Raw genomic sequence first — 24,739 nt, 5'->3', positions numbered from 1 at the left:
CCAGATGCACTCTGGCTACTCAATATAAATTATTTAGCGAGTAACTTTTCTATATCAGCTTTAATGCTTTCAGGTTTAGTTGTAGGTGCATAACGCTTAATAACTTGCCCTTGTCTATTGACTAAAAACTTAGTGAAATTCCATTTAATACTTTTTGACCCTAATATTCCGGGTGCTTGAGCTTTTAAAAAAGTGAAAAGCGGGTGAGTGCTATCGCCATTTACATCTATTTTGTCAAATAACGGAAATTTGATATTAAAGGTTAAATCACAAAACTGTTTAATCTCCTCGTTACTGCCTTTTTCTTGTTGCTTAAACTGATTACAAGGGAATGCCAATACTTCTAAGCCTTGAGTTTGATACTCACTGTAAAGTGATTGTAAACCTTCATATTGTGGCGTAAATCCGCAGGCACTTGCCGTATTAACAATAAGCATGACTTTATTTTGGAAGTCTTTTAACTCAACGATTTCTTTTTTATTGTTTAGTGCATTAAATTGATAAATAGCATCAGACATTGATTATTCCTTTATATTAAGCGGCTTAAAATTTAGTGAAATTCTTCACAAGCTATCAAAGTGTTCTCGATTAAACTTGCTACTGTCATTGGACCTACACCGCCAGGTACGGGCGTAATATGAGCTGCTTTCGTTTTAGCTATATCAAAACCTACATCACCAACGAGTTTACCGTTTTCTAAGCGGTTAATCCCAACATCAATGACAATAGCGCCTGTTTTAATCCATTCACCAGGTATGAACTCAGGTTTTCCTACAGCAACCACTAATAAATCAGCGTTACGTATTTTGTCTTCAAGATTTTTGGTAAATCTATGCGTGGTGGTTACGGTACAACCAGCGAGTAATAACTCGAGTGTCATCGGGCGACCCACAATGTTTGATGCACCCACTATTACCGCTTCTAGACCGTGAGGGTCTATTCCGGTAGTTTCTATCAGTTTAATGATACCTTTAGGCGTGCAGGGGCGTAATCCTGGCTGACGTAGCGCTAGTTTACCGACGTTGAACGGATGGAAGCCGTCTACATCTTTTAAAGGGTTAATATGTTCGATAATCAAATTAGCATCTAGACCTTTGGGTAAAGGAAGCTGAACTAGAATACCATCAATGTTTTTGTCATTATTTAATTCATCAATTAAAGTAAATAATTCGGCTTGAGTCGTTGTGGGTTCAAGATCATAAGAGCGAGAAAGGAAACCGACTTCTTCACATGCTTTACGCTTGCTCCCTACATAAACTTGAGAGGCGGGATCAGAGCCAACTAATATGACTGCCAATCCTGGAGGTCGTAAGCCATTTTTAATGCGTAGTGCTACTTTTTCTTTCACTGAGAGCCTAAGCTGCTGAGCAATGTATTTACCGTCTATAAGAGTTGCTGTCATGATAGTTTCGATTCAATTAGTTAAATGATGAAAAACAAGTTTATTTTCGCATAAAAAGAAGGACTGTTATAGTTACTGTTCTTATAAATGTACATTATTAAATGATTTACGGTTAAATCAGGAAATTAAATAAGGAAAAGTACTATTAACCCTATATGAAAAGCTTAATTTATCCATCATAACGGGGCTGCTATATATTTAGCCAATAAATGGCGATTATCAAGCGTCTTGCTTTAAAAGTAAGCAAACGGTTATTTTTTTATAAAAAAGGTTTGACGGGGCTCAGGCAACTAGGTAATATCCGCATCCGTTGAAAGGGACGTATTTTTAGTTCTTCTCAACGTAGTACATATCGGTGATTAGCGCAGCTTGGTAGCGCACTTGGTTTGGGTCCAAGGGGTCGCAAGTTCGAATCTTGCATCACCGACCACTTTTTTAATTATGTTAATAACTAAAAATTTGGCCTGTAGGTAATGTGCGCCCTTAGCTCAGCTGGATAGAGCAACGCCCTTCTAAGGCGTGGGTCGCAGGTTCGAATCCTGCAGGGCGTACCAAACAATATTTTACAATGGTGGCTATAGCTCAGTTGGTAGAGCCCCGGATTGTGATTCCGGTTGTCGAGGGTTCAAGTCCCTTTAGCCACCCCATTTTTTCTCAAAAAATGGTGTTAGAATATTGTAGTAAAATAGAATAAATGTCGGTGATTAGCGCAGCTTGGTAGCGCACTTGGTTTGGGTCCAAGGGGTCGCAAGTTCGAATCTTGCATCACCGACCACTTCTTATTTTATAAAATATTAACTTCAATAATTCTTCTTCTAAATACTTCATTATAAATAAATATCTTCTTAAATATTTCGTAACACCACGATCATTGATCTTAAATAAAGTTATTACAGGCTATTTTTATCTGTTTTTTTCACTAATTTTAAAAATAAGTCAAAAATAACGCGATTAAGGGGTCGACTCTTATATCAAGCATCGCTATAATTTCGCGTCATTATTTTAAAATCTAGGTTGTTTACTTGGATTTTTCGGGCTTCTGTAGCGTTGGTTATAGGGCTACAAACGTCACACTCTTTGGCTAAATTAAGCTGTGAAGTAGTTGTGTTATTGAAAGCGTTAATAAAACGCTAAGTTTTGAGGTATTAAAATGCAAGTTTCAGTAGAGACTACACAAGGTTTGGAACGTAAGTTAACTATTTCTGTTCCTGCAGAATCAGTAGATGTAGAAGTAAAAAACCGTCTTCGTCATATATCAAAAACCCAACGAATTAATGGTTTCCGTCCAGGTAAAGTACCTGCGACTGTTATCCAAAAGCGTTACGGTCAATCAGTTCGTCAAGAAGTTGCTGGTGAATTAATGCAACGTAATTTTGTTGATGCAATCGTTGCAGAAAAAATGAATCCTGCCGGCCGTCCAAGTTTTGTTGCTAAAAGCAATGAAGATGGCAAAGCGTTAGAATTTGAAGCGACTTTTGAAATTTATCCAGAAGTTACTTTAACGGGCTTAGACTCAATTAACGTTGAGCGTCCTGATGTTGAAGTTACTGATGCTGATTTAGATGAAATGTTCATTACATTACAAAATCAACACAAAACGTGGAAAGAAAATAAGCGTAAAACTAAAGCGGGCGATAAACTTGTTTTAGACTTTACTGGTCGTGTTGACGGTGAGATTTTTGAAGGTGGTGAAGCTAAAGGTTTCGAACTTGAATTAGGCGCTGGTCGCATGATCCCAGGTTTTGAAAAAGAAATTACTGGCATGAAAGCTGGCGATGAAAAAACAATTAAAGTAACTTTCCCTGATGATTACCATGCTGAAAACCTTAAGGGTAAAGAAGCAGAGTTTGATATCGTTCTTCATAGCACTGAAGGTCCAGTATTACCAACAGTTGATGAAGATTTTGCTAAATTGTTTGGTGTTGAAGCTGGTGGTGTTGAAGCACTACGTACTGAAGTAAGCACTAATATGACGCGTGAGTTGACTCAAGCAGTAAAAGCTAAAGTTAAAGAGCAAGTTATTGAAGGCTTATTAGAAGCTAACGAAGTAGAAATTCCTAAAGCATTAATTGCTCAAGAAATTGATGTTTTACGTAAGCAAGCTATGCAAAGATTTGCGGGTCAAATGGATCCTAACAACATGCCAGAACTTCCTGCTGACATGTTCGAAGAGCAAGCTAAACGTCGTGTTAAAGTTGGCTTATTACTCGGTGAAGTGATCAAAATTAATAAATTGAAAGTTGACGAGAACAAAGTTAACGAATTAATTGCATCTGCAGCATCAGCTTACGAAGATCCAAAAGAAGTTATTGAGTACTACGCAACAAACAAAGAGCTTAACCAACAAATGCAAAATGTTGCATTAGAAGAGCAAGCTGTTGAGTTGTTACTTGAAAGTGCAAAAGTTAAAAATAAAAAAGCTAGCTTTAAAGATATAATGAATCCAGAAGGTAAATAAGACTGAGTCTCTTAAGGTTCTTGTCACTGAGCAAAGAAACTTAATCGGCTGAGTTGCTGCCATTTGCTTAAATTTGTAGCACTTTAGTGAAACAAATGTGAATTGGTAGACCTTTTAGATTGACATTATGTCAAGCAATCGCTTAAATGGCTGGTATGGGGACATACGAGCCATTTTTTATATAGAAAGGAAATTTTAGTTGTTTACTTCTCACAATAATTCTCAGAAAATCACCAGCACTATCGATAGTGCTTTAGTGCCAATGGTTATTGAGCAAACACCTAAGGGTGAGCGCTCGTTCGATATTTATTCAAGACTTTTAAAAGAGCGTGTTATTTTCTTGTGTGGTCAAGTTGAAGATCACATGGCAAATTTGATTGTTGCTCAATTATTATTCCTTGAGTCTGAAAGTCCTGATAAAGATATATATTTATATATTAACTCTCCTGGCGGCTCAGTAACTGCAGGCATGGCTATTTACGATACAATGAAGTTTATTAAGCCTAACATCAGTACCGTGTGTATTGGTCAAGCGGCAAGTATGGGCGCATTTTTATTGTCAGGCGGTGAAAAAGGTAAACGTTATTGCCTACCTAATGCCCGTGTGATGATTCATCAACCATTGGGTGGTTTCCAAGGCCAAGCCTCTGATTTTGAAATTCATGCAAAAGAAATTCTTTACATAAAAAACAAATTAAACACCCTAATGGCAGAGCATACCGGCCAGTCGTTAGAAAAAGTCGCTCATGACACAGACCGTGATAACTTCTTAAGTGCAGAAAGTGCGGTTGAATATGGAATAGTTGACTCCATATTATCAGAAAGATTAGATAAATAATTTCACAGCTTTGTGATCTAGACAATTTATGAAATACTTAACAGTATCTGTATTAGCAATTAAAAGAATTAGAGGTTCCGTATGACCGATATTAAAAATGGTGACGGTGATAACGGCAAGCTTTTGTATTGTTCGTTTTGTGGCAAGAGCCAACACGAGGTTCGTAAACTTATTGCTGGTCCGTCAGTGTTTGTTTGTGACGAATGTGTTGAGCTGTGCAACGATATTATTCGTGAAGAAATAAAAGAAATTTCCCCGAAAGAAGAAAAAGAAAGCTTACCAACGCCTATAGAAATTCGTGAAAGTTTAGACGACTACGTTATTGGTCAAGATCACGCAAAGAAAGTGTTATCAGTAGCTGTTTATAATCATTATAAACGTTTACGCAATGGTGACTCTCATAATGGTATTGAACTAAGTAAAAGTAACATTTTACTTATTGGTCCAACAGGGAGTGGTAAAACATTACTTGCTGAAACCTTAGCACGTTTACTCGATGTCCCATTTACAATGGCAGACGCAACAACATTAACAGAAGCAGGTTATGTTGGTGAAGATGTTGAAAACATCATTCAAAAGCTTTTACAAAAATGTGATTACGACGTAGAAAAAGCACAGCGTGGTATTGTTTACATTGATGAAATTGATAAAATTTCACGTAAATCTGATAATCCATCAATCACTCGCGATGTTTCAGGCGAAGGTGTTCAACAAGCATTGTTGAAATTGATTGAAGGCACCATTGCTTCAGTGCCACCACAAGGTGGGCGTAAACATCCTCAACAAGAGTTTTTGCAGGTTGATACTTCAAAAATCTTATTTATCTGTGGCGGTGCTTTTGCCGGTTTAGATAAAGTTGTTGAGCAACGCTCTCATACAGGTGCTGGTATTGGTTTTGGCGCAGAAGTTCGTGGCAAAGACAGCAAAAAAACACTTACGCAACATTTACAAGATGTCGAGCCTGAAGATCTTATCAAATATGGTCTAATTCCAGAATTTATTGGTCGCTTACCTGTTGTTGCTACGTTAACAGAACTTGATGAAGATGCATTAATTCAGATATTGCAAGAGCCTAAAAATGCGTTAACTAAGCAGTTTGGCGCTTTATTTGACATGGAAAATGTTGAACTTGAATTCAGAGAAGATGCCCTTATTGCTATTGCTCACAAAGCAATGGTTCGTAAAACAGGTGCACGTGGTTTACGTTCAATCGTTGAAAGTGTCTTACTTGATACGATGTATGAATTACCATCAATGGACGACGCTGTAAAAGTTGTTGTTGATGAAACTGTAATAAGAGGCGAGTCAAAACCTATTATTATTTATGATACACCGCAGGAAAAAATAGCGAGCGAATAGTCGTTCATTGCTAAATTTTTAGGTGTTTCGATAAAAAGAGTTATGTGACATTGGTCATTTAGCTCTTTTTTTTTGTCTATCCGTTGAAAGCTTTACTAAAATCCCCATATACTTTTTAACTACAATTTTTTCCCTACTGATTTTCGAGAGAGTAACCTATGACCGAAGAGTTATCTGGTATCAATGAAATTCCTGTTCTAGCCTTGCGTGACGTTGTTGTTTATCCCCAAATGGTGATCCCATTATTTGTAGGTCGCGAAAAATCTATTCGCTGTTTAGATATCGCGATGGAAAACGACAAGCAGGTTTTTCTTGTTGCCCAAAAAGACGCAGCAGTTGACGACCCAACCGCAGATGATGTTTATCGAGCGGGCACTATCGCCACTATTTTACAAATGTTAAAGCTACCTGACGGCACAGTAAAAGTATTAGTTGAAGGAGCACGTAGAGCTCGCATCACTGACTTTGTTGAAACACAAGAATACTTCACTGCCGATATTGAGTTTCTCGACGTAGAAACTGTTAACGAAGACGATTGTGAAGTATTGGTTCGCTCCGCTATTTCTCAGTTTGAAGGTTACGTAAAACTCAATAAAAAAATACCACCTGAAGTATTAACGTCAGTTTCAGGTATTGACGATGCTGAACAATTAGCTGATACCATGGCTGCACATATGCCATTAAAGTTAGCTGAAAAACAAAAAGTACTAGAAATTGAGAATGTTGCTCAACGTTTAGAATACTTAATGGCACTGATGGAAGGCGAGATTGACTTATTACAAGTTGAAAAGAAAATTCGCACCCGTGTTAAAAAGCAAATGGAAAAAAGTCAGCGCGAATACTATTTGAATGAGCAAATGAAGGCTATTCAGAAAGAATTAGGTGATGACGAAGAAGGATCAAATGAAGTTGAGCAGCTTGAGAAGCAAATTGAAGACGCTCAAATGCCGGAAGAAGCGAAAGAAAAGACCTTAGCTGAGGTACGTAAATTAAAAATGATGTCGCCGATGTCAGCGGAAGCAACCGTTGTTCGTTCTTATATCGACTGGATGATTAGTGTTCCTTGGAAGAAACGCAGTAAATTAAAACGTAACTTAAAGCTAGCACAAGATACTTTAGACAAAGATCATTACGGTTTAGATAAAGTCAAAGAACGTATTTTAGAGTACCTAGCCGTTCAACAACGTGTCACTCAGTTGAAAGGACCCATTCTTTGTTTAGTTGGTCCTCCAGGAGTAGGTAAAACGTCTTTAGGGCAGTCAATTGCTAAATCAACCGGACGTAAATACGTGCGTATGGCATTAGGTGGCGTTCGTGATGAAGCTGAAATACGCGGCCACCGCCGCACGTATATTGGTTCTTTGCCCGGCAAGTTAATTCAAAAAATTGCCAAAGTAGGGGTGAAGAATCCACTATTTTTATTAGATGAAATAGACAAAATGGCGTCTGATATGCGAGGCGATCCCGCTTCTGCGTTATTAGAAGTGCTTGACCCAGAACAAAATACAACGTTTAACGACCATTACCTCGAAGTAGATTACGACTTATCGGATGTGATGTTTGTAGCAACGTCGAACAGTATGGATATTCCTGGGCCTTTACTTGACCGCATGGAAGTTATTCGTTTATCGGGTTATACCGAAGATGAAAAGCTTAACATAGCCAAAAATCACTTACTTGATAAGCAAATTGGTCGTAATGGTTTAAAAGAGAAAGAAATTTCAATTGAAGACAGTGCCATTATGGGTATTATTCGCTACTACACCCGAGAAGCTGGAGTACGTGGTTTAGAACGTGAAATATCAAAACTATGCCGTAAAGCAGTGAAGGCGATTTTATTAGATAAAACCATCAAGAAAGTCACCATCAATCAAGATAACTTATCTGAATTTTTGGGTGTACAACGTTTTGATTATGGTAAAGCTGATAGTGAGAATAGAATTGGTCAAGTGACTGGTTTAGCGTGGACATCAGTTGGTGGTGAGTTATTGACCATAGAAACAGCTTCTGTACCTGGCAAAGGAAAATTGACTTACACGGGATCGTTAGGCGACGTTATGCAGGAATCTATACAAGCGGCGATGACAGTTGTGCGAAGTCGAGCGGATAAATTTCGTATTAATGCCGACTTTCATGAAAAGCGTGATATTCACGTGCATGTTCCTGAAGGTGCTACACCAAAAGATGGACCCAGTGCGGGTGTTGGTATGTGCACGGCATTAGTTTCTAGCCTAACAGGTAATCCTGTCAAAGCTGATGTTGCTATGACGGGTGAAATTACCCTTCGTGGTGAAGTACTTCCTATTGGTGGTTTGAAAGAAAAGTTATTGGCAGCACATCGTGGTGGTATAAAAACAGTCATTATTCCAAAAGATAATGAACGTGATTTGGAAGAAATCCCAGACAATGTCAAAGGTGATTTGGTTATTCATCCGGTAAAATGGATAGAAGAGGTGCTCGATATTGCCTTAGAGCATCCGGTAGAAAAATTCAAATTAGGTGACTAAATTGGAAAAAGTGCTGTTTTTTTAGTAAATAAAAGAAAAAATTGCAATTAAATAACAAAAAACAGTGATTTTTGCTTTTCAAACGCTGAAACTATGGTAAGTTAATGTCGCTGATAACGCTAAACCCCATGTATACATGGGTTTTAGCTAAGATAAAAATAAATAATAATTTTATTTTCTTAAACACAGTGCTTGATGTTCAAAAGAAGCAAAATACAAAAATGCTTCCGCAGGACGCTAAAACAAATGATGGCACTGAATAATAACAATTGAAGGGGAATACTTGTGAACAAATCTCAACTAATCGAAAAAATCGCTGCTGGTGCAGACATCTCTAAAGCTGCTGCTGGTCGTGCGTTAGATTCATTTATTGAAGCTGTTACAGACGAATTAAAAAATGGTGAGCAAGTAGCTCTAGTTGGTTTTGGTACTTTCTCAGTACGTGACCGTGCAGCTCGCACTGGCCGCAACCCACAAACGGGTGCAACTATTCAAATTGCTGCAGCTAAAATTCCAGCGTTTAAAGCTGGTAAAGCATTAAAAGATTCAGTTAATCCATAATTATCTGCTTCAATTTTTGTAGATAATTTAGAAAAGCCTTTTTAAACGAAGGCTTTTTTTATTTTAGATTTTCAATAAACAGCTTCATTTATATCACTAAACATAATTAAATCTTCGTCTGCTACTTCAAGCTCAGTGATGCTTCTGATAGAATCCTGATCAAGAAATATCTGTCGTAATAAATAGAGAAAAAGATGTTAGAAAATATTCGAGAAGGTTCACAAGGATGGATCGCAAAATCAATCCTAGGTTTAGTTATTTTAACTTTTGCTTTAGCCGGAATTGGTACTTATACCAACTCAGTAGACACATCGGTTGCTGACGTTAACGGTGAAAAAATATCGCAAGATGACTTTAATAAAGCCTATCAGGCACAACGTAATCGTATGGCTCAGCAATTTGGCGATATGTTTGATACTTTGTCAGCCGATGAAAATTACATGGCGAATTTCCGCAACGGTATTTTAGATAATTTAATCAATGAAAAATTGATTGATCAAAGTACGGTTAATATGTCTATTCGCGTATCTGACGAGCGTATCAAGACAACTATTCGCACAATGACTGAATTTCAAATTGATGGTGTTTTTGACAATAACCGTTATTTAGCGATGATAAACCAAGCGGGTTTTTATCAATCATCAGACTTTCGTGACTACTTACGTGTTGAAATGACTCGACGTCAATTAACACAAGGATTAGTCGCAAGTGAATTTAACTTGCCGTACCAAGAAAACCTGATGAATGCCTTACAAAATCAAAAGCGCAACGTTCGCTACGCAACCATCAACGCTGAACAATTTAAAACAGGTATTGAATTAAGTGATGACGAAATCAATCAATATTATTTAGCGAATCAAGCCCGTTTTGAAAACCAAGAAAAAGTTAAGCTTAATTACATTGCGCTTGATGTTAATGACATAGCAAAAACAATTGAAGTAAATGATGATGACGTTAAAACGTATTATCAAGAAAATATTGCTAGCTACCGTGAAGACGAACAGCGCCGTGTTGCCCATATTCTTGTTGAATTTGGTGACGACGAAGTAGCTGCTAAAGTAATGGCCGAAGCTTTATTAGCGCGTATTAATGCCGGTGAAGATTTCGCTACTTTAGCTAAAGAAAGTTCAGATGATACTTTCAGCGGTGAAAACGGTGGTGATTTAGATTGGATCGAACGCGGAGCTATGGGCGATGGGTTTGACGAAGGTGCTTTTGCTTTAACTGATATTAATAGTGTTAGTGGCGTTGTTGAAAGTGAATTTGGCTTTCATATAATCAAACTAACTGATTTAAAAGCTGAGAAGATTCAAGCTTTTGCTGATGTAAAAGAAGATCTTCAGTTAAAAGTAAGTGAATCAAAAGCCCAAGATAAGTTTTTTGAATTACAACAAGAGATGGCACGTTTAAGTTTTGAATACCCAGATAGCTTATACGATGCAGCTAACGCTATTGATGTAAAAGTGATTTCGACCGATTGGTTAAGTAAGTTTGGTAACGTGGCACCGTTTAATAATCCTAAAGTGATAGAGGCTGCTTTCTCTGACTTAGTACTTCAAGAGAACTTGAATTCAGATATTATTGAAGTCAGTGATACCTTAGCGATTGTTATTCGTTTAGAAGAGTACCAACCAGCAGAAGTTAAACCACTTAGTGAAGTTACTGCACAAATTCGTGATACTTTGATTGCTGAGAAAGCGACCGAGAAAGCGTTAACAACAGCAGACTCTTTACTTGTTTCATTTAAAGCCGGTAATGATATTGTTGAACAACTCGCAGCGGTTAACGCCGTATTTGTTGAAAAAACTGATGTTGCTCGCTCAGGTGGTGATATTGCACCTAACTTAAGTCGTGAAGCTTTTAAATTACCTCATCCAAGTGAAGGTATGATCTCAGCAACGACGGTTACGTTAAACAATGGTGATTTAGCCTTACTTGAAGTTCAAGCGGTTATAACCAGTGATGTTGAAAAAGCGGTTGATCCGAGAATGGCTCAGCAACAAACTCAGCAACTTGCACAATCAGCTTACCAAAGCTTTGTTGAAGCACTAAAAGTTGACGCTGAAATTACCCGTAAAGTAATAACAGCTCCAGCATCTCAGTTTTAAGTTGTTAAACGACTAAGCCATTTGGCGATTAAAAAGCATTAACAATACTTATTCAACATCTAGTATTGAATAAATATAAGGCTACAAATTAATTTGTAGCCTTTTTTATTATTTTTTATCTAATAAGGTTATCGATGCACTCATCATTATTAAACCAATATTTACCTGAACTCAAAGATCAGACAAGCCCATTACCCATCTTAGATCTTGCTTGTGGTAATGGCAGGAATGGTTTGTTTTGTCTGGAAAAAAATTTAATGGTGACTTTTGCAGATATTAACGAGGAGTCATTAGGATATGTTAAGCAAACAATAAGTCGTGATGCAGATAAATATCAATCGACTCTAGCCACTTTTTGGCGCGTTGACTTTGAGCAAGCGTTTTCTCAGCCACTAGCAGAGAAAAGCTATCGTGCGGTAATGGTTTTTCGCTACTTACACCGACCACTTATAGAGCAGATTAAAGCGGCCGTAATCCCTAATGGTCTCGTTATTTATGAAACCTTCACCTTAGGTCAGGCTGAACTGGGTCGCCCTAAAAATCCTAATTTTTTATTAAAAGTGGGGGAGTTAGCTGAGCATTTTTCCGATTGGAAAATCATTCACTATTTTGAAGGGACAACAGTTTCAGATACGGGTAATCATCATCAAGCGATAGCACAAGTGGTGGCGAGAAAACCTTTATAATTGCTCTACAATCAAGTTGTGGCATAATCTAGTTAACTTTATTCAGTCAGTGGAGATTGCTTTTTTTATGACAAAGTATCTTTTATCAATAGACCAAGGTACAACAAGTTCACGGGCTATTTTGTTCACCACCCAAGGGGAACGCTACGCAAGTGCTCAAGAAGAGTTTCCGCAATACTTTCCTCAAGATGGCTGGGTAGAACATCAACCTAACGATATTTTACAAACGGTATTACGTACCTGTCAAAAAGTGCTTGCTGAAAACCAGTTGAGTGCTAGTGATATCATCGGTATTGGCATTACCAACCAGCGTGAAACAACACTCGTTTGGAATAAGCATACCGGTCACGTTATTTATAATGCCATTGTATGGCAAGACAGAAGAACCAGCGACTTTTGTGATTCAATTGATTGTGTAGAAATTAGAAAAAAAATTATTGATAAAACGGGTCTAATTTTAGATGCTTATTTCTCTGCCAGTAAAATTAATTGGATATTAACTCATGTTCAAGGTGCAAGAGAAAAAGCTGAAGCGGGGCACTTACTTTTTGGTACGGTTGACACATTTTTACTGTGGCATTTAACAGGGCAGAAGTCACATAAAACGGATGCAACCAATGCCTCAAGAACGTTATTGTTTAATATCCATCAGCAATGTTGGGATGATGAGTTATTAAACTTGTTTTCAATTCCAAAAAATATGTTACCTGAAGTGATGGACTGCGCTGATGAATTTGGCGTTACGCAATCATCCCTATTTAATGGAGAAATACCCATTTTAGCGATGGCAGGAGATCAACAGGCCGCTTTATTTGGTCAAGCTTGTTTTGAAGAAGGTATGGCTAAGTGTACTTATGGAACAGGGGCATTTTTAATGCTAAACACCGGCAGTAAGGCCTTGAAGTCAACTAACCGATTACTTACGACTATTGCTTATCGTTTAAATGGAAAAGTGAGTTATGCGATTGAAGGCAGTATTTTTATGGCGGGAGCAACGATTCAATGGTTAAGAGACGAACTACGGATTATTGATAAGGCCTGCGACAGTGAAAATATTGCTAAAAACACCACTGTTGAGCATGGTGTGTTTATTGTGCCCGCATTTACAGGCTTAGGTGCGCCATACTGGGACCCTAATGCCCGTGCGGCTATTTCTGGTTTGAGTCGAGACTCAGGCCGAAATGAAATAATTAGTGCAGCCTTACAGTCAGTCGCCTTTCAAAGCAAAGACTTACAAATCGCCATGGAAAAAGATGGTTTACGGCTCTCCTTGTTAAAAGTTGATGGTGGGATGGCTGAAAATAGCTGGCTGCTTAATTTTGTCAGTGACATGTTATCAATAACGGTTAAGCGGCCTGAAATTGTTGAAACAACAGCTTTAGGGGTTGCATACTTAGCGGGATTACAAGCAGGAACCTTCTCTTCTATGGATGAATTATCAATGTTGTGGCGTTGTGAAAAAAGTTTTAGCCCTGAAATTAGTGATGAACAAAGAAATAGGCTTTACGCGCAATGGCAACGAGCGGTTAGCAAAGTACAAAACTAGCATATTAATGTACAATACTCACTTTGTAACTCTATAAATCTTATTATGTATATTGATCCTAAATGGCGTGTTTTAACGGTTGGAGATGGCGACTTATCTTTTTCAGCATCCTTACTAAAAAATCATCAACCGCAACAACTCACAGCAACCATTTATGACAGCATGGCTTGTTTACAAGAAAAGTACGGTGATGATTATTATCAGCAATTACAGCAGGACAATTGCCAAGTAATCACAGACTTCGACGTAACTGATAAAAAAACTTGGGGGAAGTTAGTCAAAAAATCATTTGATTTAGTCATATTTCAATTTCCATTGTTACCTGCTTTTTCCTCTGAAAAAGCTTTTAAAACTTACTGCGAAACTTACAGTGTTAACACCTTAAATAGAGCTTTACTTCGAAAATATCTGTTGAACTGCTTTCAATATTTTCTCGATGATAATGGTGTAAAACTCGCGTTTATCACTTCAAAAAATGTAAAGCCTTATTTGCAATGGAATATTGAAAAATCGTTGATACGTAACACTGATATTAATTATATAGGTCGATTTTATTTTGATATTAGTAAGTTTCCAGATTATAAAGTCAGAAATGTAAACAGAGATAAACATGTAAAATCAACTCAAGGCACAACGTATATATACAGCCTTGAGTCTTTAGAAAACTGTAAAACGATTTTTGATGATAAGAGTGATGACTATATTACTTATAATCGACAAAGCAGAGTGCCTGAGCACAAAACTTGTCAAGCTTGCCGAACAGGAGCCTTTGCAACAGAACGAGATAAATTGATGCATTTAGCGACTAAGAAACATCAGCAAATGTTTGCCTATGAAGAACAATGGTCAGATTTTTTGCAACAAGAAAGCGCAAATAAACACATTACCTAGGGTGAACATAAATGAAACATAAAAAAGTACTGATCCCTCTACCTCGCTATGGCTGCGACCCATCAGAAGTCGCTATTCCTTGGTTATTGCTTAAAGAGCAGCAATTTGAAATAACGTTTATTACCCCTGACGGTCACATGGCCTCTGCGGATGAAATAATGTTAACAGGGAAAAGCTTGGGTTTACTCAAACCCGTATTGCAGGCTCGCCAAGACGCAGTAAATGCTTATCGTCAAATGGAAAGTTCAGTTGAATTTACTACACCCTTAAAATATACCGATGTAAAAGTAGACAATTTTGATGGATTACTATTACCGGGAGGACATGACAAGGGGGTAAAAGAATATTTAGAATCAGAAGTTTTACAAAAGCTTGTTGTTGATTTTTTCAATGAAAACAAACCGGTAGCTGCGGTTTGTCATGGTGTCTTAATTCCAGCGAGAAGTATTGATCCCAAAAGTCAAAAGTCGGTAATTTATGATTATCAATGCACTGGCTTATTAAAGCGCCAAGAGCTTACGGCTTACCACCTAACTCGACTTTGGTTGAATGATTATTATCTCACGTACCCAGAAACAACCACGGAAGATGAATTAATAGCAGCACTTGCTTGTCAGTCACAGTTTATGGCAGGAAGTTTTCCATTAGCTCGGGATAATTTACAGCACTTGTCACGCGGCTTTATTGTTAAAGATAGAAACTACTTGTCAGCGCGTTGGCCAGGAGATATTTATAATTTCAGTTTGAAATTTATTGATATGTTGACAGATTAACCGTTTGGTTAATCTGTCATTATACTGATGTTACTTAGGAGAATCTGAGTAAGGGTTTGAAGGTGCACTCGTTTGTTTCGAGCGTTCAGGTTTTTCTGTGCGACGAGCAAAACTCTGTTCATTTTTATCTTTATAGCTAGCCTTACTGCTATTATTTCTACTATCTCGAGCGTGCGATGTAGGTTTGTTATCAGAAAAATTTGACGATCTGATTGTCGGAATAGGTGCTTGGCCTAAAATTAATACGGCTGGTTCTTTAGGTTTTTGGCGTGCGGGTATCACCCGAAGACGTGGCGGAATTTCATATTGTTCATCATCGGCTTTTGGTAAGTTTTTAAATTGGTATAAATAAAAACGTTCCATTTTTTCACGAGCCCATTCTGTTTTACGTAAAAACTTTAAACTAGATTCAAGGCTAGGTTTGTTTTTAAAACAATTAATATTGGTATATTCCGCTAGAATTTCCCAACCATAATGATCAAACACTTCATTTAATAGTGTATCTAATTTAAGCCCGTGCAAGGGATTATTGAGTTGTTCGTTTTCTAGCGTCATGAGATTCTTTTTTACTAAACAGTTATAAGCATATTATATACGGATATGCTGTGAATGTACTCGCCTTTATTGTGTTTTGTTTCTGTAACGTTCTTTTGCTTTTCGCCCTTTTTCATAAAGTGCGGGTCTGAGAAAGCGTCTTAGTGCAGGAAAAAGATAAGAAACAGTAGTTAACCAACCGCTTGAACGAGGTAATGAAATCTCGACTTGCTCACCTTTAGCCACGCTAATTATTGCATCAGTGACTTGTTGAGGGCTGCTCATTGGTTGAGAGAATACTATGTCTTCTACTTCATCAATTTCAGACATAATAAAACCGGTATTGATTGGTCCAGGAGAAACTAAGCCAATACTAATACCCGAGCCTCTTAATTCATCAGCGAGAGCGTAACTAAAAGCACGTAGTCCAGACTTTGTCGCAGAATAGGTTGCTGCACCTTGTAAGGGGGTTCGACCTGCTAAAGAACCCACATTAACTATGCCACCAGAACCTCCCGCCGCAATACTTGCTCTAATATAAGGTAAAATTAATGTGGTGAGCTCGATGGGAGCACGTAAATTCACATCAACCATTTTGGCTAATTGCTCCGCGGCGTTATTTTCAACATTTCCGCGCTTATGATAGCCCGCATTATTAATAAGGTAATGAATACCACCAAACTTTTCCTGCGCGCTTACTAGCATCTTTTTATACGCTGAAGCGTCAGCGACATCCATCGCAATCGTTAACACTGAAGTTTCAACAGAAAGCTCTTTGCTTATCTCGTCGAGTGCTTGTTGTCCTCTTGCTAATAAAACTAGATTGGCCTTCATTTTTGCAAATGCACGGGCGGTTTCTGCACCGACACCTGCTGAAGCACCCGTAATGACGACAGTTTTACCTTGAAAATAATTATTCATGTTAGTGCTTTCCGTTTTATTTATTTTGAATCGCGTTAATTAAGTTGATCATTTGAGGCAGGTAACATGCATATTTATCAAAGACTTTACTAAAATAGTTGTAAAGCTGGGTCACCTAACTTGAGTGTTATTTCTGTCCAAAGTTTATTGTATAGATATTTGAGGAACTTTTATCGTGTTATCTACGGTATATCGTTTGATATAAATCATCAAGCCATCGTCTCAATTTGAGTTAATTGTTTATTTTATCTCTTAACTTCTGCTCCATTGATTACACTTTATATCAAGTATGAACCTACAAATTGTATAGTGCTGATGCATTAAAATGTGATGAGGTTATGTCGTGGCTGGATGTAATTATTTGAATTCTTTGTAAATAACTAGTATTTTGTTGATGAATACATTATTGTCTAAATGTACAAAAATATACTTAAAATAAAAATAATAAAGGAATATATAATGGGTCAACGTTTAAGTTTTGCTGAAGTTAATCCGCTAAGCAAAGATATAGTCGAATTAATTATAGATGAAAATACCCTGGTCAGTATTGAGATGGTGGAAGAGTTTGATATCTATATCGAACAAAACTTTAAACATAAAATCGGTATATTAATGAATAAAATTAATGATTATAAATATAGTTTTGAAGCTAAGTTGACCCTTGGTTCCTTGCCAATGATTCAAGCGGTAGCTATTTTAAATTACAGCAACGCTGGTATATCTGATAGCCATAGTATTGAACAGATACGCGCGTTAGACAATCTCAACACCAAGCTTTTTTCGGGGTTAGAATTAGCCCGAGATCAAGCCATCAATTGGCTAGTTAAAGAGTTAACATAGATTAAGTTTTATCTTACTCGCTCGAAAGGTGCCTGTTCACATCTATATTTGTTTAACTTAGGTCGCTGTCTTTAAAATCGTCAAAATATTTCAGTCTCTCAAGCATCTCTGAGGAAATTTCAGAGAAAGAATCTACAAAGGTGCTGGCAATCTCTAAGGCATGTTCAGTTGATTGGTCAGGAGCAACATCGGTTAAGTGATTATAAAGTCAGTGGTTGTGTTTTCTGAAACCGCTACCATTCTATCAATGGGGCGTATGGCATCAAAGAACCTGATAGATTTGTCGTATATTCTTTAGTCACCTTTAGTCGCTCACTTGGGATGTCTTCGGCCATTTTTCAACAGCCTGTTCCATCACATCAATCCTCAAGGACGATACATACAAGCAGACTCAGCACAGCAAGAGCAGATTAATATAAATAAATAACCGTGCAAGCGCCGCTTAGCACACGTATCAGTCTTTCAAACAAGGTGACTTTTTATGTCACCCTAAAATCAATCGCTGTCCATGGCTAACTCAATAACAAAAGGTATTTCGTGAGCGCCAAGTTTTACCAAAATAGAAACATAGTCTGAATGATCAACAGGGAGAGAAAAATCGCCGATTTTCAATACCAACACTACTTTACCACCAACTAAAGAGACCTCTGCTTTCTCAAAGCTATTAAATGTATTGTTAGTATCTAGAGAAAGACTATCAACTAAGCCGTGGCTATCGGAAAAAGGAAATTCAACCACAGTTTCCACATTACTTTTTATCACGGGTACTGATGCTACTTTAATATCAATCGAGCTTCTTGCCATAGATTTGGACAAAATTGTAACATTAGCCACCTTTTGTATTGTCGTGTTATCGCTAAGTGTGGCGCGATAGACAATACTCATATTTTGCTGGCCTTGGACCAGAGGCGCTGTGATTTCATAACCTGTTTTACTTTCTTTAATATTCACGCCTTGAACATTTAAGTTTTCCCAAGACCAAGCCGTTATTTGTTCAAAATTATCGGTGATAACGCTGAGCTTAATCGTTTGCCCTTCAACCGCAACTAACCTTGAAACGACAACATCCACTTCACTGGTCACAGGCTCATTCTTTATAGTTAAATCAGTCACTATTGTTTTAGTCAGTGTTCCCATAGTTACCGTGAACGATAGCTGCCCTGTAATATCAGCATCAACGCTTGGCGTGGATAGGCTCAATATCTTACTTGTTGGTGTTGATAGCGTAATTTCCTGATCCGATGACCATTGCCATAGATAAGAACTAATCGCATGAGAATGAGTAATTTCGGGGGTAATCGATATTGTCGAACTTTCGTCGACGACATAGCTTTCAGCTAAACTAATATCAAGAGTCATCACGTTATCAACAGCGACAAAAACTTGGCTATCAGCACTGAATTTAGCTCCTGAAAGCGTGGTGACATTCAAACTTATTGCGTATGCTTTAGCTACGGTCAGTGACGGTGCTGTAAAGGTAACATTAGTGGTAGTCACGTTATTAACGGGTGTATTTTCTTCACTAGCATTGACATCACCAAGCGCTGATAAATCCCAATTAATAGCGGTTATTTCAACATTACTGGTGAACTTAGCCGTTAGCGTGGTAACTCCACCTGAAGAGGTTTCAAAACGGTCTGTCAGCTCAAATTGTACGCTCGGTGCTGGTTCGCCGTCGCTTGGTATAATCGTTAATAATAGTGTTTTTTCACTGCTATTATTTTGGCTATCGGTAGCAATCAAGGTGATGATGATTGTTGTTGTACTCGTTACTTCTGGTAACGTCAGTGTCGGCGTCAAACTATGAGTGTCAGAAAAAACAATGGTATTGTTTGCTGAACGCCACTCGACAGTAACATTATCGTCTTGTGGATCTTGAACGGTCGCCACTAGCACGATACTGTCGCCTCCTTTAGCCTCTTGATTTTCAGGCAAAGAAATAATCGGCGCTTCATTGGATAATATTGACGCTCCGAGTGTTACGATGATAATTTTTTTAGTTGATTTTCCCTTACTGTCCGTTGCCGTAATGGTGATTTCTCTGACTTGCTCAGTAGTAACATCAGGAAAAGAAATCGTTGTTGAAGTGCCTGTTGTTGTTGAAAAGCTAACGTCGACATTATCAGCTTGCCATGCCACAGTAATCGCATCACCATCAGGATCAGAAATATCAGCAGTGAAAGTAACAGACTGACCAGCAGTTAAACGCTGTGTAGAGGCTATATCAATTATGGGTGCATTATTAACAGCAACAGTTACTCCGCCTTTATCACTGTCTGAACCACCGCCACATGCAGTCAATAGTATGCAAAAACACAATAAGCTCATTAATACTAACTTGTTCATATCATTCCTTAAAATAGTCAAAAATCCGTTTAAAAGTAATAATATTTCACAGGAAAAAACATTAGAAGGCAATAATATAAATGTTAATTTTTGTAAAAAATTATTACAAATAGTCTCAATAAATAAAATAGTTAGTGAGTTCAAACTATCGATAAATGAAGGGATAAATAGTTTACGCGATGCGGGTTAAATAATCTGAGCTATAGCTAGATGACCTGTGGGCATTCTTCATAATTTAACCTAAATAAATTACAGCGATAGTCGCAGTGTCATGATATGACTTGCAGTCAAAATATGTTGATTTGCTTTATATGGGAAGTGAGCTAAAAAATACAGTTTATTGTAATCGAGAGTTAAAGGGATAAAGCGCACTGTTGTCATATATTTAACCATGGCACTTAGCTTTAATTGATAAGAAATAGTCCAACAGTTATTACACTAAAAAATATCTAGCTGTTATTAATAGGCGAGTTCATATTGATACAATTTTTTCAACAGTAATCAGTTTTATAGTATGAGTTGATGCTTGCTTTTGAATAACGATTATTCGTTACACAGATAAACCTTAAAGGCATCGTCAAACTTGTCAGACGATGCCTTAAGGCTCATTGTGCTTTTGCAAAACGCTATAGCGGTTTTTTATCAATAGAAGTGGTTAACTCGCTGTCTTTAATATCGTCAGAATCTTGCAATATCTCAAGCATATCTGAGGCCATTTCTGGGAAAGAATCTACAAAGGTACTAGCAATCTCTACCGCATGTTCAGGGATACTTTCAACAATGTGATTAATGTAGTTATTGGCTGCATATTCAATATTGTCTATGGTATCCGCTGTAACAACTTGCTCACTGTCTATTAAGTTTTGAACATAGGCTTCAGCCACATTACCTGACGATTCAGGGAGTGAATCGGATACTGTAAAGGCAAGTTCTGCTGATTGGTCAGGAGCAACATCGGTTAAGCGATTATAAAGTTCAGTTGCTGTGTTTTCTGAGACTGCTGCCATTCTATCAATGGGGCGCATGGCATCTAAAGAATCTGATAGATTTGTCATATATTCTTTTGTCATTTCTAGCAGTTCACTTGGGTAGTCTTCGGCCATATTTTCAGCAGCCTGTTCCATCACATTAATACCGTCATCAGGCATGTTATTAGCAATCGCGACAACAATGTTAGTAAATTGGTCTGGGTATTCAGAGGTGATCCAATCAACCAGTTGCTCGGCTTGTTCAGGCGAAGCATTTGTTAAAGCTTCAGCAATATGGATACTCATTTGTGGCGCTGCTGAAGTTATTGCTGCATATAATTTACTAATGTCTATTGCCTCTATAGTACTTAATGCGGCGGCTAAGTTTGAAGCATTTTTTGGATCTCGAAGTACAAGTGCCTTGACCATATTAACAGCAGCAGACGGGTTTTTTCTTGCTAGGCTAATCGCAACTTCTACTTCTGGGTTTGTTTCAAATTGCGCTTCTGCATATTGTGTTCGAGGATCTAATTCCGACACCACACCACTGGGGGTCTGCATAATGAAGCTTTCCTGTTCATCAAGCGGTAATGCTTTTCTTAGTTTCATGCGAATACTAATAAAGAGTAACAGTGTTATAGCAACAATATTCATAAAACCAAATAAAGCGTTATTACCGAAATTCTCCATGACCATAGAGGCAAGGTAAGGTCCTAAAATACTGCCTAATGCATAGATTAATAACAACGAACTCATTGCAGATAATATTTGTTCTTTTAATACCTTATCAAAAGTTTCAGACATACTCATTGGGTAAAGACAGGCAACTAATCCCGTTATTAATGCAACAGCCAATAAAGTGAGTTTGAACATATCTTCGGATATAAGAAATGGCACAAGTAAGGATAATACAATTAGCGTTGCGACCATAAAGAGCATAACTTTTCGACGATCAAAATGATCTGATAAATAGGCAATAGGAAACTGTAAAACGATGGCACCAGAGATAGCGGTGCCCATGAATATTGATAAGTCTAAACCGGTAATGCCGTTATTACTGGCAAAGATAGGTAACATATTAATTAAAGCCGCATAGAGAACGCCGCAATAGAAGCAACTTACCACACCTAAAGGAGACAACTTGAAAACAGTCATGAAAGACATCGTTTGGCTGTCTTCAATTTGTGGACCTCTTTGTTTACTAATCACGATAGGGGTAATGGACAAGCTAAAGAGAATGCCACAGATAACAAATAGGGTAATGTCATCAATAGGAGCGACATTGAGTAAGAATTGACCCGAGAATAGTGCGGTCATTATCATCATTTGATTAATAGATAGTATTCGCCCCCTATTTTTTTCTGTGGCGCTATGGCTTAACCAACTATCAAGTGTGGCATTAGTACAGACAATACAAAACCCCGTTATTATTCTCATACAAGCAAGCATTAATGGTTCTGGATAGAGGCCAGAAAGCAAAATAGCAACGGAGGTTAAACTACCACACATAGCAAATATTCTTATGTGTCCAACTCGTTGTAATAGCATACGGCTATAATATGCACCCAACAAAAAACCCACAGATAGCATTGATAATACTAAGCCAATATTGTTCATGCTGACGCCGTCGTTCTGCATGCGCACAGGTAATAAAATATTGCTTAATCCGTAACCTAACATGAGCAAAAAGCCACTTGTTAGTAGGAGGATAAAGGGTCTGATGGTCATTATCACAAGATATACTCTTATCTATTTAGCGAACAGCTTTTACGGTTTAAATGAACAACATAATATTAAAAATGTCGTTCATTTAAACATTATTGCAGTTACTTCAAAGTAACTTACAGGTATTAATTATATCAAGAGAATATTAAGGTTTATAGCGGGAAAATGGAAAACTTATATCTAAAAATAGTTCGTTTGCTTGAAATCTAAGCGTTACCGGATAAAAAAACATATCATGGCAATTTATCAGCGTAATATCTCATAGCAGTAAAAATATTTCGGCGAAAATGCCATTATGGAACTATCAATGTTTGCTATTTTACAGGCATACAAAAATTGTAGTGCCTGCAACAACGTTACCCTCTTGATCATTAAGCCTCATTTATTCACTTATTTAAACCACACTTACTAAGGTGAGTTTTATAGCTATTATCATCAGTACACATCCTGCGACTTTATCAATTTTTTGTTTTTGTCGATTAAAACGAGGCATTATACTTGGGTGTGATAACAGCAACGCAACACCGCTGTACCAGATGAAATGTGCTAGCATAATAATCAACCCATAACTTATTTGCATTATTAAGGGAGTATCTACCGATACTACTTGCGTAAAAATACTTAAGAAGAAAATAGATGTTTTGGGGTTTAATATATTACAAGTAAAACCTAAACGCACCGCCATTAATGGTGTCATTTGGGACGTGTTACTTTTTTTATCTTGCTTTAAAATCGCGTCGGTTGTTAATAACTGCCACGCAATATAAATAAGATAAGCAGCGCCTAAATATTTGATTGTCGTAAATAACCATGGTGAGTTTGCAATCACTACCGCTAATCCTGCAATTGAATAGCTTGCATGAATACAAACAGACAAACACATACCTAAACTCATATATAAACCTGCCAAGCGGCCATTGTAGACACTCGTTCGTGTTACCAATACAAAATCAGCGCCAGGTAATATAGCCATAAAAATAGCAATTGTGCTCACCGCTATAATTTCTGCCATATAAGTGTTTATTAATACTTCCATAATTATTACTCACTCTTTAAGTATGCTAGTTGCAACTCAATTATTAATCTGCAAGTATGTTAATCTATGAGATATTTAAAACAATACACGCATTTGTAAAAGGACTTGTGCTTAATGGACACAAATAAATTAATCCCTCTATTGTCCGATATGGCCATTTTAGTTACGGTGGTTGAACAGGGGAATTTTAGTAAAGCAGCAAGAAAACTTGGCGTAACACCTTCAGCTGTTAGCCGTCAAATTAGTCGGTTAGAAGATGCACTGGGTATTAAGCTATTACAACGAACTACACGGCAACTGGCGTTAACTGAATCAGGAACAATAACATTTAATTATTGTAAACAGATGGTCGAGTCTGCTGAGCAAGCTGTTAATGCTAGTCGCTCTGCCACATCGACGGTGAGTGGATTATTAAGAGTCTCGGCGCCAAAATCACTCGCTAATCAGGTATTACGTCCACTTTTTGTTGAGTTTTTAAAATGCTATCCAGAGATCCAGTTACATTTGAAAGTAACTGACCGTATTTTAGATCCTATTCATGATGGTGTAGATTTTTTGATTCATATTAGTGACGACCCAATAGAAGCATTGGTAAATGTTAAAATTGGACGTGTAGAACAGGTGTTATGTGCGAGTCCTGATTTTCTAGCCAACCATACTTTGCCATCACATCCGGATGATTTAAAACATTTACCTTGTATTTGCTTAGGTGAAAATATGACTGATAATCGTTGGCGATTTAGTCATAAAAATCAAAAAACAACGGTAGAAGTAACGGGTTCATATTTACTTAACCACAGTGAAATGCGTCGAGATGCCATTGAGCAGGGCTTTGGTATTGGCTCTTTACCTGATTACACCGCGCACAAAGGGGTTAAAGCGGGAAAACTCATCCCACTACTGAAAGATTGGCATTTGCAATGCAGTTATCATGGTGATATTTGTTTGCAGTATGTGCAAAGTAAATATATGCCTAATAAGAATCGGGTATTTATCGATTTTATGAAAGAAAAATTACTGATCATTAAGCCGAGTTCATAAAAGGTGATTATATTATACTCAACGGTATTATTTATTTTAGTTAAATATCATTTATCTGGTTATCTGGCTCTCTTTTCATATAGTTATCTGGCGTGATGTATCATATGAAAATTACTAAGTTAAGGATATTCCTAATGGTCGCAGTTGTATCAAACAGTTCAATTAAGGTCAGTGCATACTTGTTCTGTATTTGTTTTAG

General features: G+C 37.5%; 19 protein-coding genes and 4 tRNA genes. 16 read left to right on the top strand and 7 right to left on the bottom strand.

Annotated features, from left to right (window positions below; all coding sequences use genetic code 11):
• Positions 1-29: 29 nt before the first annotated feature.
• Both H4J39_RS11675 and folD read right to left on the bottom strand, forming a co-directional pair.
• Complete coding sequence (locus tag H4J39_RS11675) at positions 30-518, bottom strand: glutathione peroxidase (RefSeq protein ID WP_182180089.1); 489 nt, start codon at positions 516-518, stop codon at positions 30-32.
• A gap of 32 nt (positions 519-550) precedes the next feature.
• Complete coding sequence (gene folD / locus H4J39_RS11670) at positions 551-1,402, bottom strand: bifunctional methylenetetrahydrofolate dehydrogenase/methenyltetrahydrofolate cyclohydrolase FolD (RefSeq protein ID WP_182180087.1); 852 nt, start codon at positions 1,400-1,402, stop codon at positions 551-553.
• Positions 1,403-1,755: 353 nt separating this feature from the next.
• On the opposite strand from folD, the gene H4J39_RS11665 reads away from it, so the two are divergent.
• The 14 genes from H4J39_RS11665 to H4J39_RS11600 all read left to right on the top strand — a co-directional run bounded on the left by H4J39_RS11665 (position 1,756) and on the right by H4J39_RS11600 (position 15,129).
• Positions 1,756-1,832: transfer RNA gene (locus tag H4J39_RS11665), tRNA-Pro, on the top strand.
• A 47-nt stretch (positions 1,833-1,879) separates the two neighbouring features.
• Positions 1,880-1,956: transfer RNA gene (locus tag H4J39_RS11660), tRNA-Arg, on the top strand.
• A gap of 17 nt (positions 1,957-1,973) precedes the next feature.
• Positions 1,974-2,049, top strand: a tRNA-His gene (locus tag H4J39_RS11655).
• Between the two features lie 51 nt (positions 2,050-2,100).
• Positions 2,101-2,177: transfer RNA gene (locus H4J39_RS11650), tRNA-Pro, on the top strand.
• A gap of 375 nt (positions 2,178-2,552) precedes the next feature.
• Positions 2,553-3,860, top strand: a complete 1,308-nt coding sequence (gene tig / locus H4J39_RS11645; RefSeq protein WP_182228501.1) for a trigger factor — start codon at positions 2,553-2,555, stop codon at positions 3,858-3,860.
• 229 nt (positions 3,861-4,089) lie between these two features.
• Positions 4,090-4,698, top strand: coding sequence for an ATP-dependent Clp endopeptidase proteolytic subunit ClpP (gene clpP, locus H4J39_RS11640; protein WP_182180118.1), 609 nt, complete (start codon positions 4,090-4,092; stop codon positions 4,696-4,698).
• 81 nt (positions 4,699-4,779) lie between these two features.
• On the top strand, positions 4,780-6,057 hold the full coding sequence (clpX, locus tag H4J39_RS11635) for an ATP-dependent protease ATP-binding subunit ClpX (RefSeq protein WP_182180083.1): 1,278 nt from the start codon (positions 4,780-4,782) through the stop codon (positions 6,055-6,057).
• Positions 6,058-6,215: 158 nt separating this feature from the next.
• Positions 6,216-8,564, top strand: coding sequence for an endopeptidase La (lon, locus tag H4J39_RS11630; protein ID WP_182228499.1), 2,349 nt, complete (start codon positions 6,216-6,218; stop codon positions 8,562-8,564).
• 285 nt (positions 8,565-8,849) lie between these two features.
• Complete coding sequence (hupB, locus tag H4J39_RS11625) at positions 8,850-9,125, top strand: nucleoid-associated protein HU-beta (protein ID WP_070374161.1); 276 nt, start codon at positions 8,850-8,852, stop codon at positions 9,123-9,125.
• A gap of 194 nt (positions 9,126-9,319) precedes the next feature.
• Complete coding sequence (locus H4J39_RS11620; protein WP_182228497.1) at positions 9,320-11,233, top strand: SurA N-terminal domain-containing protein; 1,914 nt, start codon at positions 9,320-9,322, stop codon at positions 11,231-11,233.
• Between the two features lie 134 nt (positions 11,234-11,367).
• The gene (locus H4J39_RS11615; RefSeq protein WP_182228495.1) at positions 11,368-11,919 is read left to right on the top strand and encodes a methyltransferase domain-containing protein; all 552 of its coding nucleotides are present in this window, start codon (positions 11,368-11,370) and stop codon (positions 11,917-11,919) included.
• 67 nt (positions 11,920-11,986) lie between these two features.
• The gene (gene glpK / locus H4J39_RS11610; RefSeq protein WP_182228493.1) at positions 11,987-13,465 is read left to right on the top strand and encodes a glycerol kinase GlpK; all 1,479 of its coding nucleotides are present in this window, start codon (positions 11,987-11,989) and stop codon (positions 13,463-13,465) included.
• 45 nt (positions 13,466-13,510) lie between these two features.
• Positions 13,511-14,356, top strand: coding sequence for a class I SAM-dependent methyltransferase (locus H4J39_RS11605; RefSeq protein WP_182228491.1), 846 nt, complete (start codon positions 13,511-13,513; stop codon positions 14,354-14,356).
• A gap of 11 nt (positions 14,357-14,367) precedes the next feature.
• Positions 14,368-15,129 carry a type 1 glutamine amidotransferase domain-containing protein gene (locus H4J39_RS11600; protein WP_182228489.1) on the top strand — a complete coding sequence of 254 codons (762 nt, stop codon included), beginning with the start codon at positions 14,368-14,370 and terminating at the stop codon, positions 15,127-15,129.
• Positions 15,130-15,159: 30 nt separating this feature from the next.
• Here H4J39_RS11600 and H4J39_RS11595 read toward each other — a convergent pair whose 3' ends face one another.
• Together H4J39_RS11595 and H4J39_RS11590 are read right to left on the bottom strand one after the other, a co-directional pair.
• Positions 15,160-15,684, bottom strand: a complete 525-nt coding sequence (locus tag H4J39_RS11595) for a VF530 family DNA-binding protein (RefSeq protein ID WP_182228487.1) — start codon at positions 15,682-15,684, stop codon at positions 15,160-15,162.
• A 66-nt stretch (positions 15,685-15,750) separates the two neighbouring features.
• Positions 15,751-16,584: an SDR family oxidoreductase gene (locus tag H4J39_RS11590; RefSeq protein ID WP_182228485.1), complete on the bottom strand. Its 834-nt coding sequence runs from the start codon at positions 16,582-16,584 to the stop codon at positions 15,751-15,753.
• Positions 16,585-17,043: 459 nt separating this feature from the next.
• On the opposite strand from H4J39_RS11590, the gene H4J39_RS11585 reads away from it, so the two are divergent.
• Complete coding sequence (locus H4J39_RS11585) at positions 17,044-17,424, top strand: hypothetical protein (RefSeq protein ID WP_182228483.1); 381 nt, start codon at positions 17,044-17,046, stop codon at positions 17,422-17,424.
• Positions 17,425-17,919: 495 nt separating this feature from the next.
• Here H4J39_RS11585 and H4J39_RS11580 read toward each other — a convergent pair whose 3' ends face one another.
• The 3 genes from H4J39_RS11580 to H4J39_RS11570 form a co-directional block, all read right to left on the bottom strand.
• The gene (locus H4J39_RS11580; protein ID WP_182228481.1) at positions 17,920-19,770 is read right to left on the bottom strand and encodes a hypothetical protein; all 1,851 of its coding nucleotides are present in this window, start codon (positions 19,768-19,770) and stop codon (positions 17,920-17,922) included.
• A gap of 626 nt (positions 19,771-20,396) precedes the next feature.
• Complete coding sequence (locus H4J39_RS11575; protein WP_220462187.1) at positions 20,397-22,466, bottom strand: MFS transporter; 2,070 nt, start codon at positions 22,464-22,466, stop codon at positions 20,397-20,399.
• A 391-nt stretch (positions 22,467-22,857) separates the two neighbouring features.
• The gene (locus H4J39_RS11570) at positions 22,858-23,499 is read right to left on the bottom strand and encodes a LysE family translocator (RefSeq protein WP_182228477.1); all 642 of its coding nucleotides are present in this window, start codon (positions 23,497-23,499) and stop codon (positions 22,858-22,860) included.
• Between the two features lie 114 nt (positions 23,500-23,613).
• Between H4J39_RS11570 and H4J39_RS11565 the strand changes: the two genes are divergently transcribed.
• The gene (locus H4J39_RS11565; RefSeq protein ID WP_182228475.1) at positions 23,614-24,540 is read left to right on the top strand and encodes a LysR family transcriptional regulator; all 927 of its coding nucleotides are present in this window, start codon (positions 23,614-23,616) and stop codon (positions 24,538-24,540) included.
• Positions 24,541-24,739: the final 199 nt, after the last annotated feature.

It is taken from the genome of Colwellia sp. Bg11-12 (assembly GCF_014076955.1).
In the GTDB taxonomy this organism is placed as follows: Bacteria; Pseudomonadota; Gammaproteobacteria; order Enterobacterales; family Alteromonadaceae; genus Colwellia_A.
Note: the sequence above shows the minus strand (reverse complement) of the source record. Positions and strands in the feature narration are given on the sequence as shown.